Here is a 15,151-nt window from a genome sequence, read left to right as displayed (position 1 = left end):
CCGGCGGAGGTGCACCAGCTCACCCGGTCACACCCGCAGCACCGGCCTCAGCGCTGTCCGCACCGTCGGCCTGCGGAGAGTCGACGGGCGGCGGCTCCTCGGTCTCCGAGGGGAGAGGAGCCGTCGTGCCGGACTGCGTCGTCGTCGTCGGAGCCGTGGACGTCGACGTGCTCGTCGACGTCGACGTGCTGGACGACGACGAGGAGGACGACGACGTCGTGGTCGGTGCTTCGGTGGTGGTCGGCGTGGTGGGCTCCGGCTCCTCCGACGGCGTCTGTGTCGGCTCCGGGTCCTCCTCCTCGACGGTCCAGCCGTCCTCGGCGACGGTCAGGGTGATCTCCGAACCTGCGGGCACGGTCGTGCCGGCCGGATCGACGTCGGCGACGGCGTTCTCGTCCAGGTCGAGGCCCAGCCCGGCGAGCGTCTCGTCGTCGGCCGCCACCTGCTCGACCTGGAGGCCCAGCGCCTCCAGCTCGGTCTCCACGTCGTCGGCGTCGCGGCCGACGTAGTCGCTGGCCGGGCCGATGGCCACGCCGGCCGCGGTCGGGTCCGTGGGGGTCGACGTGGTGGTCGGGCTCGCGGTGTCGCCGCCGTCGCTCTCGTCGCCCTGGCCGAGCAGCAGGAAGAGCCCGCCACCGACGAGCAGCAGCAGGAGCAGCCCCGCCAGCAGCCACGCCCAGCGGCGGCGCTTCGCCGGGGCCGGGGCGGGGTCGTCGGCCAGCCAGTCGTCGTCGTCCTCGGGCGCCTGCAGCGGGGGCATCGGCCCGGCCGGTCCGGTCGCGGGGGCGAGGGCCCGGGTGCCGGTCAGCGCTCCGGTCTGGGCGGCGAGGACCGTCGTCCGTCCGTCGGCCAGGGAGTCGCCGACGACCTGGGTCGGCGCGGTGACCGGCCCCACCGGCGCGGCGAGGGGCGTCGGTGTGCCGCCGGCGGACACCCGGCGGACGGCGTCGGCGAAGGCGCCGCCGTCGGGGAACCGGTCGGCGGGATCCTTGGCCAGCGCCCGCTCGACCAGCAGGCGGACCGCCGGCGGGATCTCGGGCGGCAGCGGCGGCGGCTGGCGGTTGATGTGCGCCAGCGCGATGGCCACCTGGGAGGTGCCGTCGAACGGCCGGCCCCCGGTGAGGCACTCGTAGGCGACGATGCCGAGGGAGTAGACGTCGGAGGCGGCGTTGACCTCCATGCCCTGGGCCTGCTCCGGGGAGAGGTACTGGGCGGTGCCCACGACCATGCCGGTGCGGGTGAGCGGCGTGGCGTCGCGGGCCTGGGCGATGCCGAAGTCGGTGAGCTTCACGACGCCGTCGGGACGGACCATGAGGTTGCCCGGCTTGATGTCGCGGTGCACCACGCCGGCCCGGTGCGCGGCCGACAGCCCGTCGGCGGCCTGCTCGAGCACGTGCAGCGTCCAGTCGACCGGCAGCTTCCCCTCCTCGTGGAGGATCGTCACCAGCGGCTGGCCCTCGACGTACTCCATGACCAGGAAGGCGAGCTTCTTGGTGCCCGTGTCGTCGACGGTCTCGCCGTAGTCGTAGACGGAGGCGATGTTGGGGTGCGACAGCGCCGCGGTGTGCCGGGCCTCGTTGCGGAAGCGGGCCAGGAAGCTCGGGTCGTCGGTGTACTCGCTCTTGAGCACCTTGGCCGCGACGACGCGGTCGAGCACCTGGTCGCGGGCCTTCCAGACCTCGCCCATGCCGCCCACGGCGATCGGGGCGGTGATCTCGTAGCGGCCCGCGAGCAGGCTGCCGGTGGCCAGCGTCATCGGCCCTCCTGCCCGTCGAGGTAGGCCTGGATCACCGAGCGGGCGATCGGTGCCGACGTGTCGCCGCCGGTACCCCCACCGTTGCGGACGAACACGGCGACGGCGATCTGCGGGTCGTCGGCCGGCGCGAACCCGATGAACCAGTTGTGGTCGGGGCCCTCGTTCTCCGCCGTCCCGGTCTTCCCGGCCACCTGGACGCCGCTGATCCGTGCGTTCCGGCCGGAGCCGTTGGCCACCACGCTGTTCATCATCTCGGTGAGCCCGTCGGCCACCTCGGTCGAGAACGGCTCGCTGTAGACCTCGGGGTCGGTCTCGTCGATGACGGTGAGGTCGGGGGCGAGGAGCTGGTCGACCAGGTAGGGCTTCATCAGCGTGCCGTCGTTGGCGACGGCGGCGGCGATCATCGCGGCCTGCATCGGCGTGACCTGCACGCTCTGCTGACCGATCGAGGTCCTGGCCAGCTCGTCACCGTTCTCGATCTCCCCGAGCGTGCTCGTCTCCACGGCCATCGGGATGTCCAGGTCGTCCCGGTCGAAGCCGAACCCCTCGGCCATCTCGCGGACCGCGTCCTCACCCAGGTCGATGCCGAGCTGGGCGAAGGCGGTGTTGCAGGAGATGGTCAGCGCGCGGATCAGCGTCTGCTGGCCGCTGGGATCGCACGCGGAGTCGCCGAAGTTGCGCAGCACCCCGCTGGACTGGGGCAGGTCGAAGACCTGGGGCGCCGGCACCACGGATTCCGGCGTGTAGCCGTCCTCGAGCGCCGCCGCCGAGACGATCACCTTGAAGATCGAGCCCGGCGCGTAGCGCTGGCCGATGGCCTGGTTGATGGTCGGGTCAGGGTCGGCGGCCTCGAGTGCCGCGGAGGCGTCCCGCACCGCGTCCAGGTCGTGGCCGGCCAGCGCACTGGGGTCGTAGGTGGGCGTGCTGGCCAGACCCAGGACGGCGCCGGTCGAGGGGTCCAGGGCCACGACCGCGCCCACCTGACCCTCGAGGCCGGCCATGGCGGCCTGCTGGACAGCCGGGTCGAGCGTGAGGACGACGTCGCCACCGGAGGGGTCGCGGCCGGTGAACAGGTCGGAGATGCGGCGCACGAAGAGGCGGTCGTCGGTGCCGGCGAGCAGCGCGTTCTCGGCCTCCTCGATGCCCCGGGCGCCGAAGATTACCGAGTAGTAGCCGGTCACGGCCGCGTACAGGCCGCCCTGCGGGTACTGGCGCAGGTACTTCAGCCGGTCGTTCGTGGGCACCGACAAGGCGATCGGCTCGCCGTCGACGACGATCGCACCGCGCTCCCGCGAGTACTCGTCAGCGAGGACGCGGGTGTTGCGCCGGTCGTCGCGCAGCTCGTCCGAGCGCACCACCTGGATGTAGTTGATGTTGAGGATCAGTAGCGTGAAGAGCACCAGGACGCTGATCGCCACGCGGCGCAGGGGTGCGTTCACGGCTGCACCACCTCCGTCGGCGCATCGGTGAGCCGCTGGGGGGCCACGTGCGGGGTGGCCGGGCGGCGGGCGGCGTCGCTGATCCGGACCAGCAGCGCCACCAGGCCGAAGTTGGCGACCAGCGACGAGCCACCGTAGGCGAGGAACGGGGTGGTGAGACCGGTCAGCGGCAGGAGGCCGGTGACGCCGCCGAGGACGACGAACAGCTGCCACGCCACGGCGAACGACAGGCCCGCGGCCAGCAGCTTGCCGAAGGGGTCGCGGACGATCAGCGAGGTGCGCAGGCCGCGCTCGACCAGGATCAGGTAGACCATGATCACCGCCGCCAGGCCGAACAGGCCCAGCTCCTCGCCGACGGCCGAGCCGATGAAGTCGCTCTTGGCGATGGGCACCGCGTCGGGGCGGCCGCCGCCCAGGCCCGCGCCGAACAGCCCGCCGGTGCCCAGGCCGAACAGCGACTGCGCCACCTGGTAGCCCGAGCCGTCGTAGTAGGCGAACGGGTCCAGCCAGGTGTCCACGCGGGCCTGCACGTGACCGAAGGCGTTGTAGGCCAGCGTGGCGCCCGCGGCGAACATCAGCAGGCCGATCACCACCCAGCTGGCCCGCTCGGTCGCGACGTAGATCATCACCACGAAGATGCCGAACAGCAGCAGCGAGCTGCCCAGGTCGCGCTCGAAGACCAGCACCAGGATCGACAGCACCCAGACGACGATCACCGGGCCGAGGTCGCGCCCGCGGGGGAACTCCAGCCCCATCACCTTGCGGCTGGCCAGCGCCAGGACGTCGCGCTTGTCCACCAGGTAGGCGGCGAAGAAAATGACCAGGCAGATCTTGGCGAACTCACCGGGCTGGATGGAGAAGCCGGCGACGCGGATCCACAGCTTGGCGCCGTAGACCTCCGAGATCGAGGCCGGCAGCACGGCGGGGATGGCCAGCAGCACCAGGCCGACCAGCATGAGGATGTAGGCGTAGCGGGAGAGCAACCGGTGGTCGCGCACGGTCAGCAGCACGGCGACGAACAGCACCAGCCCGATGGTCGCCCACAGCAGCTGCACGGGGGCGTCCGAGCCGGCGTCGGGGTCGGCGATGTCCAGCCGGTGGATCATCACCAGGCCCAACCCGGTGAGGACGGCGACGCAGGGCAGCAGCAGCGGATCGGCGTACGGGGCGAACCGGCGGACGACGAGGTGCGCTCCGGTCCACAGCGCGGTGAACCAGATGCCGAAGGTGGCCAGCTCCGGGCGCAGCGAGCCGGTGACGGTCAGGTCGACGATGCACTGCGCGGCCAGCGTGAGGAGGACGGCGAAGGCCAGCAGCAGCGCCTCGGTGCCGCGGCGGGTGGGCACGGTGGCGCCCGGGGCGGCCGCGGCGCGGGGGTCGGTGGACGGTCCGGCCATCACTCGACCTCCCGGCAGTCCACCCCCGGCCGGGACGACGACGTCGTCCCGGCCGACGTGCGGGATTCGGTAGAGCTCTCCGGCGTGCTGCTCCCCGGCGCGCCGGGCACGGCGGGGGTCGACGGCGCGGCGCCGGGCGTCGGGCTCGGCGTCGGGGTCGGCGTCGGAGCCGCCGTGTCGGCGGGCTCCTCGTCCTCGGCGGTGGGGCAGGGCTGCAGGCGCTGGTCGCGCAGCGCGGACACGATGCGCGCGGCGTCGTCGGAGTCGTCCGCGGTGATGCCGCCCTGGACCCGGTTGCGGGCCGCCGCCGTCAGGTCGGCGACGGGCAGGTCGGCGTCCCGGTCGACCCGGAACAGGTCCAGGCCGAGCAGCGAGACGTCCAGGCCGCGGAAGACCGCCACCTGCTCCTGCCCCTGCTCGTCGTCGACGCCGACGAACCAGTGCTGCAGCGCCCAGACGTAGGTACCGATCGCCCCGGCCACGAGCACGGCGAGGAGGATCCCCGCCCCGAGGAGTAGTCGCAGCGGGCGGCGGCGGGCGGAGGGGCCACCGCCCGTCGGCGGTGCGGGCGGTGGGGGCGGCGGTGCGGGATCGGCCAGGGCCGCCCGGCCCGCCGCGGAGGTGGCGTCGACCTGGCGCTGCCCGACGTAGTCGCCGGCGGCACCGTCGACGACGGGGTCCATGAGCGCGCCGCGACCGTCGTCGTCCACGACGTCGGCGACGATGACGGTGATGTTGTCCGGGCCGCCGCTGCGCAGCGCCAGCTCGACCAGCCGGTCGGCGGTGGTCTGCGGGTCGGGGTCGGTGAGCGCGTCGGCGAGGGTCTCCTCGCTGACCACGCCCGACAGCCCGTCGGAGCACAGCAGGTAGCGGTCGCCGGCGCGGGCCTCGCGCATGGAGAGGTCCGGCTCGACCTCCTGGCCGTTGAGCGCGCGCAGCAGCAGCGAGCGCTGCGGGTGGTGGTTGGCCTCTTCCGGCGTGATCCGGCCGTCGTCGATCAGCGTCTGCACGAACGTGTCGTCGTGGGTGATCTGGGTGAACTCGCCGTCGCGCAGCAGGTAGGCGCGCGAGTCGCCGACGTGGCACAGCGCGAGCCGTCCGCCGGCGAAGAGGATCGCGGTCAGCGTCGTCCCCATGCCCTCGAGCTGGGGGGAGTCGCGGATGACCTCGCGCAGGTGCTCGCTGCCGTCGAACACGCCGCGGCGCAGCGCCTGCAGCATGTCCCCGGACGGGGTGTCGTCGTCCAGGTGCTGCAGGGCGGCGATCACGACCTTGCTGGCGACGTCGCCGGCCGCGTGGCCGCCCATGCCATCGGCGACGGCGAGCAGCCGCGGCCCGGCGTAGACCGAGTCCTGGTTGTTGCCGCGGATCAGGCCGCGGTCGGAACGCGCCGCATAGCGCAGGACGAGGCTCATGAGCGCAGCTCCAGCGCCGTCTGACCGATGCGGATCGGCTGGCCGGGGCTGATCAGCAGCGGGCCCTGGACGCGCTGCTGGTCGAGGTAGGTGCCGTTGGTGGAGCCGAGGTCCTCGACGTACCACTGGCCACCGCGGTTGGTGAGCCGCGCGTGGCGCGAGCTGGCGAAGTCGTCGGTGAGCACGAGGGTCGAGTCGTCCGCCCGTCCGATGAGGATCGGCTGCTCGCCGAGGGTGATCTTGGTGCCGCTGAGGGGGCCGGCGGTGACCACGAGGGTGCGCGGTCCCTTGCCGTTGCGCTTCTTACCAGGTGCGGCTGCGCGGGGCGGCACCGAGGCCACCCGGCCGGCGCGCCCGCCGAGCAGATCGGCCCGGACGACGCGGAAGGCGGCGAAGATGAACAGCCAGAGCAGGAGCAGGAAACCGAAGCGGAACCCCTGCAGCACGATCTCGGCCATCACCCGGTCACCTCGCTCACCATCAGCGAGTCCGTGCCCGGAAGTGCGGTGCTCATGCGTGACCTCGACGACCCCGTCACGCGCCGTCCCGTCGGTAGACCAGCACGGAGTGGCCGATGCGGATGACGTCGCCGTCCGCGAGCGGCTGCCGGGTGATCCGCCGGCCGTTGACCAGCGTGCCGTTGGTGGACCCGAGGTCCTCGGCGGTCGCGACGCCGGATTCCAGGACGACGTCGACGTGCTTGCGGCTCACCCCCGTGTCGGGGAGCCGGATGTCGGCCTCGGTGCCCCGCCCGATGACGTTGCGGCCGTGCGACAGCTCGTGCCGGGTGCCCGGACCGTCGACGACGAGCGCGTGCGCGACGGTCGAGCGGCCGGGGCGCAGCGGCGGCGGGGCGGCTCCCCTTCCGGTGTCGCTGGCGTGCCCGCGCAGGGGTGGGAGCGGGGGCAGCGGCGGGTGGCCGGGGGCCGGGGGCGCACCGGCGGAGGCGAGATCCCCGCGGTGCCCCGGCGCGGAGGGGTCGGCGACCTCGGAGGACACCTCGAAGACGCCGGTGGGCAGGTCGCCGTCGAGCTCGAAGTGCACGCGGACGGCGTCGAAGATCGAGTAGCCCTCGTCGTCGATGTGCTCGGCGACCATGTCCGCGAGCTCGCCGGCGAGCTGCTCGGACCACTGGCCCAGGTGCTCGTAGTCGGTGTTCCCGAGGCGGACGACGTAGACGTTGGGCGCCAGGATGCGGCCCTCGCCGACCACCGAGCGCTGCTCGTCGGCCTCGCGCTGCAGGGCCTTGGCGATCTCGGCGGGGTGGACCTTGCCCTTGAACAGGCGCGCGAACGCCAGGCCGACCATGCCCTCGAGGCGCCGTTCGAAGCGCTGGAGCACACCCACGGTCGCTCCCTCGCTCTCGCCCGGACATGTCTGTGCTGTCGGTGATCGTAGCCGGGCGGCGCGTCGCGGCCCGGCCAACGCGCGCCGTCGGACTCACTTGTACCGGCGCGAGCGCGGCGGTGCCACCCCCGGCCGGACGCCCTCTCCCGGGCTGCTATCGTCGTCGCGCGCCAGGGCAAGTGGCGGAATGGCAGACGCGCACGGTTCAGGTCCGTGTGTCCGAAAGGACGTGGGGGTTCAACTCCCCCCTTGCCCACCACGCCGCGAAGGGCTCCCCGATCCGGGGAGCCCTTCGCCGTTTCCGGGATGGATGTGCACCGGCGGCGCATCCCGGGCCCGGAACGCGCCGCCGGCGTACAGCGTCAGCCCGCGGTGGGCTGCCGTCGTGCCGCGAGGTCGGCGAACCAGGTGACGGCGGTCGGGTCGTCGACGGCGCCGAGGTTGCACGCCTTCTCGACCGGGACGCCCTGGACGATCCGCTTGATCGGCACCTCGAGCTTCTTGCCGGTGGTCGTGTGCGGGACGGCCGGCACCTCGATCACCTCGTCGGGGACGTGGCGGGGCGAGGCCTGCGTGCGGACGGCCGAGCGGATCCGGTCGACGAGCGCCTCGTCGAGCACCGCGCCCTCGGCCAGGCGCACGAACAGCGGCAGCCAGTAGCCGCCGTCGGGCTGCTCGACGCCGAGGACCAGCGCCTCGGCCACCTCGGGCAGCGCCTCGACCGCCTGGTAGATGTCCGAGCTGCCCATCCGGACGCCGTGCCGGTTGAGCGTGGAGTCCGAGCGACCGGAGATGACGCAGGTGCCGCGGCTGGTGATGGTCAGCCAGTCGCCGTGCCGCCACACGCCGGGATAGGTGTCGAAGTAGGCGTCGTGGTAGCGCCGGCCGTCGTCGTCACCCCAGATGCGCAGCGGCATCGACGGCATCGGCGACAGGATGACCAGCTCGCCGACCTCGTCCACCAGGGGCCGGCCCTCGGCGTCCCAGGACTCGACGTGGCAGCCCAGCGCCCGGCCGGACATCTCGCCCAGGTGGACGGGCAGCCAGGGGGAGCCGCCCACCAGCGTCGCGGCGAAGTCGGTGCCGCCGCTGAACACCCGCAGCACGAAGTCCGGGCCGAGCTCGTCGTACACCCAGCGGAACGAGCCGGCCGGCAGCGGGGAGCCGGTGACGCCGAGGCTGCGCAGCGCGGACAGATCGTGGTCGCGTCCCGGGTGCAGCCCGGCCTTCTCGCACGCCTGCAGGTAGCCGGGGCTCACGCCCAGGCTGGTGAGCCGGTGCTCCTCGGCCAGCTGCCACAGCCGGTCGACCGAGGGGTGCATCGGGTTGCCGTCGTAGAGGACGGCGGTGCTGCCGGTGAGCAGCCCGCTGACCATGCTGTTCCACATGATCCAGGTGGTCGACGTGTAGGACATGCCGCGATCGCCGGGCTGCGGGTCGTTCTGCAGGCCGCTCTGGGCCAGCGCCATCAGCAGGATCCCGCCGTGGCCGTGGACCAGGCCCTTGGGCAACCCCGTGGTGCCGGAGGAGTAGACGACCCACAGTGGGTGGTCGAAGGGCAGCTGGACCGGTGCGGGTTCACCGGGCTCGGTGAGCAGGTCCGCCCAGCGGGAGCCCTCGCCGTCGGGCCGGGTCCCGAGGACGGGCACGGTCACCACCTCGCGCAGCGAGGGCAGCGCGGCGGCCAGGTCGTCGACCAGCTCGCGCCGGTCGTGCTCCCGGCCGCCGAAGCGGTAGCCGTCGACGGCGATGAGCAGCGCCGGTTCGAGCTGGGCGAAGCGGTCGATCGCGCTCTGCAGCCCGATCTCCGGCCCGCAGGCCGACCAGATCGCGCCGACGCTGGCCGCGGCGAGGAAGGCGACGACGGCCTGCGGGATGTTCGGCAGGCAGCCGACGACGCGGTCCCCGGGGCTGATGCCCCTGCTGCGCAGCGCCGTCGCCACCGCCCCGACCTGCGCGATCAGCTCGTCCCACGTCGTCTCGGCGACCGTGCCGTCCTCGGCGACCGCGACGAGCGCCGTCTCCCCGCCGCGGCCCTCGCCGCGCCGCAGGACGTGCTCGGCGTAGTTCAGCCGCGCGCCCGGGAACCAGACCGCCCCCGGCATGGACCGGTCGGCCAGCACCGCGTCGTACGTCGTCCCCGGAGCGACGTCGAAGAACTCCCACACCTCGGCCCAGAACTCGTCGAGGTGCTCGACCGACCAGCGCCACAGCGCGTCGTAGTCGTCGAAGCGGGTCCCGTACCGGGACTCGAGCCGGCGGGCGAAGGCGGTGAGCCGCGACGCCTCCCGCCGCTCCGCCGACGGCGCCCACAGCACCTCGCCGGGCTCTCGGACGGGATCGGTGCCTGCGGTCACGCGTGCCTCCGGGGCTGGGGAACGGACCGGGTCACGCTAACGCCGCGCCACGCCCGCCTGTGACGCGGTGCACTGCCCGGTCAGCGGCCCGGTCGCGCCCGCTCCCGGTCGTCCCGCCCGGTGGCGGACCGGACCAGCAGGTGCGCGCCCCACGGGCCGATGACCCAGATCGGCCAGAAGTAGAGGAGCTGCCAGCTGGCCAGCGAGGTGATCGCCCAGATGGCGAGCACGATCGCCGCGGTGCTCGCCCACGAGCGCCAGGCGCCCGCATCCGCGCCGGGCCACCGGTGCGCGCCGCACCGCACCGGGCGGGCCTCCCGGGCGGCGACGACCGGGGCGGGCCGGTCGTCGGGCAGGTCGGCCGTCAGCTCCGCGAGCTCGCCGTAGGTCGTCGCCGCCCAGGCGCGGCCGAGTCGCTCCTCGTACTCCGCGACGGTCAACCGCCCCGCGGACATGTGCCGTCCGAGGACGTCGGCGACGGCGGTGCGGTCGGCGTCGGCTGCGCGCAGGTGCGGTTCGGTCATGGGGCCCTCCGGGGACGGTGCCTCCCAGCATCGGACCGCGCGGCGCCGCCGTCGTCCACCGATCGGTGGGTTCCACGTGGAACCGTCCCGGTCACCCGGCGGGCGGGACCACGTCCGCGGTGAGCGAGCGGCCGATGACCATCCGCTGGATCTGGTTGGTGCCCTCGAAGATCTGCATCACCTTGGCCTCGCGCATGTACCGCTCCGCCGGGTGGTCGCGGGTGTAGCCGGCCCCGCCGAGCACCTGGACGGCGTCGGTGGTCACCTTCATGGCGGCGTCGGTGGCGATCAGCTTGGCGATGCTGGCCTGCCGGGAGTACGGCTTGCCGGCGTCCTTGCGGCGCGCCGCGACCAGGTAGGTGGCCCGCGCCGACTCGACGGCGGCGGCCATGTCGGCCAGCAGGAACGACACGCCCTGGTGCTGGGCGATCGGCCGCCCGAAGGCCTCCCGCTCCACGGCGTAGCCGACGGCGAGGTCCAGCGCGGACTGCGCCAGCCCCACGGCGACGGCGCTGACGCCCAGCCGGCCGGAGTCCAGCGCCGCCAGCGCGATCTGCATGCCGCGGCCGCGCTCGCCGACGAGCCGGTCGGCGGGGACGGGGACGCCGTCGAGCCGGATCGCGGCGGTCGTGGAGCCGGTCAGGCCCATCTTCTGCTCGGGCGGAGCCGCGCTGAAGCCGGGCAGCTCCGGGGTGAGGTGGAAGCAGGAGATGGCCCGTTCGCCGTCGTCGGGGGTGCGCAGGAAGGTCGAGTAGAAGTCGGCGTGGCCGCCGTGGGTGACCCACGCCTTCTCGCCCGTCGCCGTCCACCCGTCGTCGGTGGCCCGGGCGCTGGCCCGCAGCGCCGAGGCGTCGGAGCCCGCGTGCGCCTCCGACAGGCAGTAGGCGCCGAGCAGCTGCCCGCCCACCATGTCCGGCAGCAGCTCGCGGCGCTGGGTGTCGGTGCCGAACCGGTCGATGGGGAAGCAGGCCAGGGTGTGCACGCTGACGCCCAGCGCCACGCTGGCCCAGCGGGCGGCGAGCTCCTCGACCACCTGCAGGTAGACCTCGTAGGGCTGGCCCCCGCCGCCGACCTCCTCACCGAACGGCAGCCCCATCAGGCCCGCCTCGCCCAGCAGCCGGAACACCTCGCGGGGGAAGCGCTCCTCGCGCTCGTCGGCCGCCGCCTTGGGGGCCAATTCCGCGTCGGCGATCTCGCGGGTGAGGGCGAGCAGGTCCTCGGCCTCGGGGGTGGGCAGGTCGCGGTCGACGGGCACGGCGCTCCTCCATGGACGGTCCCCGCGGACGCTACCTCTCCGGGTCGGCCAGGATGGGCGCGTGCGGATCGAGCCGGCGGCCTGGGACCACCCGGTGGTGCAGCAGCTCGCCGGCGACCAGCAGGCCGAGATCATCGAGCTGTACGGCGGCAAGACCGAGCCCGGGCGCCCGCCGTCGGCGGCCGACATCTCCGTGGTCCTGGTGGCGCGGGACGACGACGGCACGCCGCTGGGCTGCGGCGCCCTGCGCGCCCTGGACGACGGCGCGGCCGAGGTGAAGCGGATGTACGTCGTCCCCGCCGCGCGCCGGCGGGGGGTCAGCCGGGCGGTGCTGCGCGCGCTGGAGGAGGCGGCCCGCACCCGGGGCTGGACGACGCTGCGGCTCGAGACCGGGCCGCTGCAGCGCGCCGCGATCGGCCTGTACGAGTCCGGCGGCTACTCCCCGATCGCAGCGTTCGGCGGGTACGCGGGCGATCCGAAGGCGGCCGACTCGCTGTTCTTCGAGCGCACGCTGGTCTAGCGGCGCGCACCCCACGGCGGCGAACCATGCGAACTCGTGGCCATCAGCGACGGATGACCACGAGTTCGCATGGTTCGCGGGGCCCGACGGGTCAGGGGAGCAGGACCTCGAGCCGGGCCGGGCCGCGCAGGATGCGGTTCGGCTTGTAGGTCAGCTCGCCCAACCGCGCGCCGGCCAGGCGCCGCGCGAGCGCCTGCAGCGCGATCCGCCCCTCGAGCCGGGCCAGCGGCGCGCCCAGGCAGTAGTGGGAGCCGATGCTGAACGCCAGGTGCGGGCTGGTGCGGGTCGGGTCCAGGCGCAGGGGGTCCGGGTGCTGCTCGGGGTCCCGGCCCGCGGCGGCGATGAGCAGCACCACGCGACCACCGGCGCGCACGCGGCCACCCGGGACCTCCAGGTCCTCGCGGGCGATCCGCCCGGTCATCTGCACCGGCGGGTCGAGGCGGAGCACCTCCTCCACGACGCCGGCGGCGCATCCCGGGTCGGTCGCCACCTGGGCCCGCAGGTCGTCGTCCCGGAGCAGGGCGAGCGTGCCGTTGGCGATCAGGTTCACCGTCGTCTCGTGGCCGGCGACCAGCAGCAGCTGCGCGGTGCTCAACAGCTCGTCGGTCGAGAGCCGGTCGCCCTCGTGCTCGATCTGCACCAGCGCGCTGAGCAGGTCGTCCCGCGGATCGGCGCGGCGCTGCGCGCACAGCTCGGTGAAGTAGCCGCGGAACTCGTCGACGGCGTGCCGCCGGGCCCGGGACTCCTCGGTGTCGTCGATCGCCGGCCCGTCGTCGAGGCTCTTGGCCAGCACGTCCGACCAGGCGGAGAACCGCCGGTGGTCCTCCTCCGGGACGCCGAGCATCCGGCTGATCACGGTGACCGGCAGCGGGTAGGCGAGGTCGCCCACCACCTCGAGCCGGCCGCGCGCGACGGCGGCGTCCAGCAGCTCCTCGGTGAGCTTCTCCGCGAACGGCGTCAGCTCGGCGACGGTCCGCGGCGTGAACGCCTTGCTCACCAGGCGACGCAGGCGGGTGTGGTCCGGCGGGTCGAGGAACAGGAAGCTGCGCTGCCGCTCCTGGCGCTCCCGCTCCTCGGGCGACAGCGTGGCCACGAGCTCCTGCCACTGGGTGGAGTTGTTCCGGTCCACGCTGACCAGGGGCGAGCGCAGCACCGCGTCGCAGTGGGCGTGCGAGGTCAGCAGGGCGAACGACTCGTCGGGCGCGATGATCGGGCCGCCGTCGAGCAGCTGCTGCCACAGCGGGTACGGGTCGACGACGTCGATGTTGCGGACCAGGTCCTCGAGATCGGTCACCGGAACATCAGCCCCTCGAACTCGCCGGAGGACCGCCAGCCCTCCAGGTAGGTGAAGTACGCGGCCGCCCCGGCCGGGTACCCGACGGTGAGCTTCGCCCGCAGGCCGGCGTCCTGGCCCTCGTTGTTGTAGTAGCCGGGGGTGCAGTCGGGCGAGCCGATCACCCCCCGGCCGGGATGGGTGAGCAGCAGGTCGACCCAGGCCTGCTCCGCCTCGGCGGTCACCTCGACCTCGGCCGCGCCGGTGTCCAGGGCGTGCCGCACGATCGCGGCGATGGTGCGGCCGGACTCGGTGAGGTTGTGCGGCACGTTGCTGATCAGGTTGGCGCCCTGGGTGGGCTGGACCACGAACAGGTTCGGGAAGCCGTGCACGTGGGTGCCGTGCAGGGTGCGCATGCCGTCGGCCCAGCGCTCGGACAGCCGGACGCCGTCCCGGCCGGTCACGTCATAGCCGGCGCGGCGGGTGTACTCGGTGCCCACCTCGAAGCCCGACGCGTAGATGATGCAGTCGACCTCGTAGGCGCGGCCGTTGGCGACGACGGCGGTCTCGGTGATCCGCTCGACGCCCTTGCCGTCGGTGTGCACCAGGTGCGTCCCGGGCCGGTTGTAGGCGTCGAGGTACTCGTCGTGGAAGCACGGCCGCTTGCACAGCTGCCGGTACCAGGCCTTGAGCCCCTCGGCGGTGGCCGGATCGGTCACGACGGCGTCGACCCGGGCGCGGATCTCCTCCATCTTCTCGACGTCGGCGTCTTCCATGGCGGCCTGCATGCCGGCGAGGGTCTGCTGCTCGGGCGGCAGCGACAGCACGCGCTCGCGCATCCGGCGGGCCAGGTCGGTCCAGCCGTCCATCACCAGGTCCTCGCCGTCGCCGGCGCCGGTCTGGGTGGCGGTGAAGTTCTCCAGCCACCGCCGCTGCCAGCCCGGGGTGGCGATGGAGGCGAACCACTCGGGGTCCAGCGGGGCGTTGGCGCGGACGTCGACCGAGGACGGCGTGCGCTGGAAGACGTAGAGCTCCGCGCACGCGCCGGCCAGGTGCGGTACCGCCTGCACCGACGTGGCCCCGGTACCGATGATCGCGACCCGCTTGTCGGCCAGCCCGTCCAGCGGCGCCCCCGACGGGTCCCCGCCGGTGTAGGCGTAGTCCCACCGGCTGGTGTGGAAGCTGTGGCCCCGGAAGTCGCGGATCCCCGGGATGCCGGGGAGCTTGGGCACGTGCAGCGGGCCGGTGCCCATGGCGAGGAACTGCGCGGTGAAGGCGTCGCCGCGGTCGGTGCGCACCAGCCAGCGCGCCCCGGCCTCGTCCCAGCGGACGTCGGTGACCTCGGTGGAGAACAGCGCGTCGTCGTAGAGGCCGTAGTGCTTCCCGATGCGCTGGCAGTGCTCGAGGATCTCCGGCGCGTGCGCGTACTTCTCGGTCGGCATGTGGCCGGTCTCCTCGAGGAGCGGCATGTAGATCAGCGACGCCGTGTCGCACTGCGCACCCGGGTAGCGGTTCCAGTACCAGGTGCCGCCGAAGTCCCCGCCCTTCTCCACGATCCGCACGTCGTGCACGCCGGCCTCCTTGAGGCGGGCCCCGGTGACCAGGCCGGCGAAGCCCCCGCCGATGAAGGCCACCGTCACGTGGTCGGTCTTGGGCGCGCGCTCGACCCGCGGCGTGTACGGGTCGGTGAGGTAGCCGGCCAGCTCGCCGGTGAGCCGCACGTACTGCTCGTTGCCGTCGGCGCGGAGGCGCTTGTCCCGCTCGGCGAGGTACTTGCGGCGGACGGCGTCCTTGTCGATCGGCGTGCCGTCCGGGCGCACCGGCCCACGGGTGGAGGTCGTCATCGCTCGCGTTCTCCTCATCCGGCT

At 73.6% G+C, this 15,151-nt stretch carries 12 protein-coding genes and 1 tRNA gene; 2 read left to right on the top strand and 11 right to left on the bottom strand.

The features are described from left to right. Positions 1–19: 19 nt before the first annotated feature. The 6 genes from DQ239_RS15295 to DQ239_RS15270 form a co-directional block, all read right to left on the bottom strand. Positions 20–1,756, bottom strand: coding sequence for a protein kinase (locus tag DQ239_RS15295; protein WP_113835285.1), 1,737 nt, complete (start codon positions 1,754–1,756; stop codon positions 20–22). Further along, positions 1,753–3,195 carry a penicillin-binding transpeptidase domain-containing protein gene (locus DQ239_RS15290; RefSeq protein WP_113835284.1) on the bottom strand — a complete coding sequence of 481 codons (1,443 nt, stop codon included), beginning with the start codon at positions 3,193–3,195 and terminating at the stop codon, positions 1,753–1,755. Before DQ239_RS15290 ends, DQ239_RS15295 begins: the two co-directional genes overlap by 4 nt. Then, positions 3,192–4,592: an FtsW/RodA/SpoVE family cell cycle protein gene (locus DQ239_RS15285; RefSeq protein WP_113835283.1), complete on the bottom strand. Its 1,401-nt coding sequence runs from the start codon at positions 4,590–4,592 to the stop codon at positions 3,192–3,194. The genes DQ239_RS15290 and DQ239_RS15285 overlap by 4 nt, the downstream gene beginning before the upstream one ends. Then, positions 4,592–6,007 carry a PP2C family serine/threonine-protein phosphatase gene (locus tag DQ239_RS15280; RefSeq protein WP_113835282.1) on the bottom strand — a complete coding sequence of 472 codons (1,416 nt, stop codon included), beginning with the start codon at positions 6,005–6,007 and terminating at the stop codon, positions 4,592–4,594. Before DQ239_RS15280 ends, DQ239_RS15285 begins: the two co-directional genes overlap by 1 nt. Continuing rightward, complete coding sequence (locus DQ239_RS15275) at positions 6,004–6,465, bottom strand: FHA domain-containing protein (RefSeq protein ID WP_113835375.1); 462 nt, start codon at positions 6,463–6,465, stop codon at positions 6,004–6,006. Before DQ239_RS15275 ends, DQ239_RS15280 begins: the two co-directional genes overlap by 4 nt. Before the next feature lie 76 nt (positions 6,466–6,541). Next, a complete protein-coding gene (locus DQ239_RS15270) occupies positions 6,542–7,354 on the bottom strand; it encodes a DUF3662 and FHA domain-containing protein (RefSeq protein WP_113835281.1) in 813 nt (270 codons plus the stop codon). Between the two features lie 173 nt (positions 7,355–7,527). Between DQ239_RS15270 and DQ239_RS15265 the strand changes: the two genes are divergently transcribed. Then, positions 7,528–7,613 (top strand) — tRNA-Leu (locus tag DQ239_RS15265). Positions 7,614–7,716: 103 nt separating this feature from the next. Here DQ239_RS15265 and DQ239_RS15260 read toward each other — a convergent pair. From DQ239_RS15260 to DQ239_RS15250, 3 genes are all read right to left on the bottom strand, one after another. Continuing rightward, entirely contained in the window at positions 7,717–9,711 is a 1,995-nt protein-coding gene (locus DQ239_RS15260) for an acetoacetate--CoA ligase (protein ID WP_113835280.1), read from the bottom strand. A gap of 80 nt (positions 9,712–9,791) precedes the next feature. Then, positions 9,792–10,235 carry a DUF1707 domain-containing protein gene (locus tag DQ239_RS15255; RefSeq protein WP_113835279.1) on the bottom strand — a complete coding sequence of 148 codons (444 nt, stop codon included), beginning with the start codon at positions 10,233–10,235 and terminating at the stop codon, positions 9,792–9,794. 91 nt (positions 10,236–10,326) lie between these two features. Further along, positions 10,327–11,490: an acyl-CoA dehydrogenase family protein gene (locus tag DQ239_RS15250; protein WP_113835278.1), complete on the bottom strand. Its 1,164-nt coding sequence runs from the start codon at positions 11,488–11,490 to the stop codon at positions 10,327–10,329. Positions 11,491–11,551: 61 nt separating this feature from the next. Between DQ239_RS15250 and DQ239_RS15245 the strand changes: the two genes are divergently transcribed. Further along, positions 11,552–12,010 (top strand): GNAT family N-acetyltransferase, encoded by a 459-nt coding sequence (locus tag DQ239_RS15245; RefSeq protein ID WP_113835277.1) that lies wholly within the window; start codon positions 11,552–11,554, stop codon positions 12,008–12,010. A 91-nt stretch (positions 12,011–12,101) separates the two neighbouring features. On the opposite strand, the gene DQ239_RS15240 is transcribed toward DQ239_RS15245, so the two are convergent. Continuing rightward, entirely contained in the window at positions 12,102–13,304 is a 1,203-nt protein-coding gene (locus tag DQ239_RS15240) for a cytochrome P450 (protein ID WP_113835276.1), read from the bottom strand. Continuing rightward, complete coding sequence (locus tag DQ239_RS15235) at positions 13,301–15,127, bottom strand: NAD(P)/FAD-dependent oxidoreductase (RefSeq protein ID WP_113835275.1); 1,827 nt, start codon at positions 15,125–15,127, stop codon at positions 13,301–13,303. The genes DQ239_RS15240 and DQ239_RS15235 overlap by 4 nt, the downstream gene beginning before the upstream one ends. Between the last annotated feature and the right edge of the window lie 24 nt (positions 15,128–15,151).

Source organism: Blastococcus sp. TF02-09, from assembly GCF_003319105.1.
Classification (GTDB): domain Bacteria; phylum Actinomycetota; class Actinomycetes; order Mycobacteriales; family Geodermatophilaceae; genus Blastococcus.
The sequence above is the reverse complement of the archived record's forward strand: the minus strand, read 5'-3'. Positions and strand labels throughout refer to the sequence as shown.

Excerpts from the sequence above, each read along its gene's own strand:
- DQ239_RS15295 (WP_113835285.1), bottom strand. The coding sequence starts at position 1,756 with ATGACGCTGGCCACCGGCAGCCTGCTCGCGGGCCGCTACGAGATCACC.
- DQ239_RS15285 (WP_113835283.1), bottom strand. The coding sequence starts at position 4,592 with ATGGCCGGACCGTCCACCGACCCCCGCGCCGCGGCCGCCCCGGGCGCC.
- DQ239_RS15280 (WP_113835282.1), bottom strand. The coding sequence starts at position 6,007 with ATGAGCCTCGTCCTGCGCTATGCGGCGCGTTCCGACCGCGGCCTGATC.
- DQ239_RS15275 (WP_113835375.1), bottom strand. The coding sequence starts at position 6,465 with ATGGCCGAGATCGTGCTGCAGGGGTTCCGCTTCGGTTTCCTGCTCCTG.
- DQ239_RS15255 (WP_113835279.1), bottom strand. The coding sequence starts at position 10,235 with ATGACCGAACCGCACCTGCGCGCAGCCGACGCCGACCGCACCGCCGTC.
- DQ239_RS15235 (WP_113835275.1), bottom strand. The coding sequence starts at position 15,127 with ATGACGACCTCCACCCGTGGGCCGGTGCGCCCGGACGGCACGCCGATC.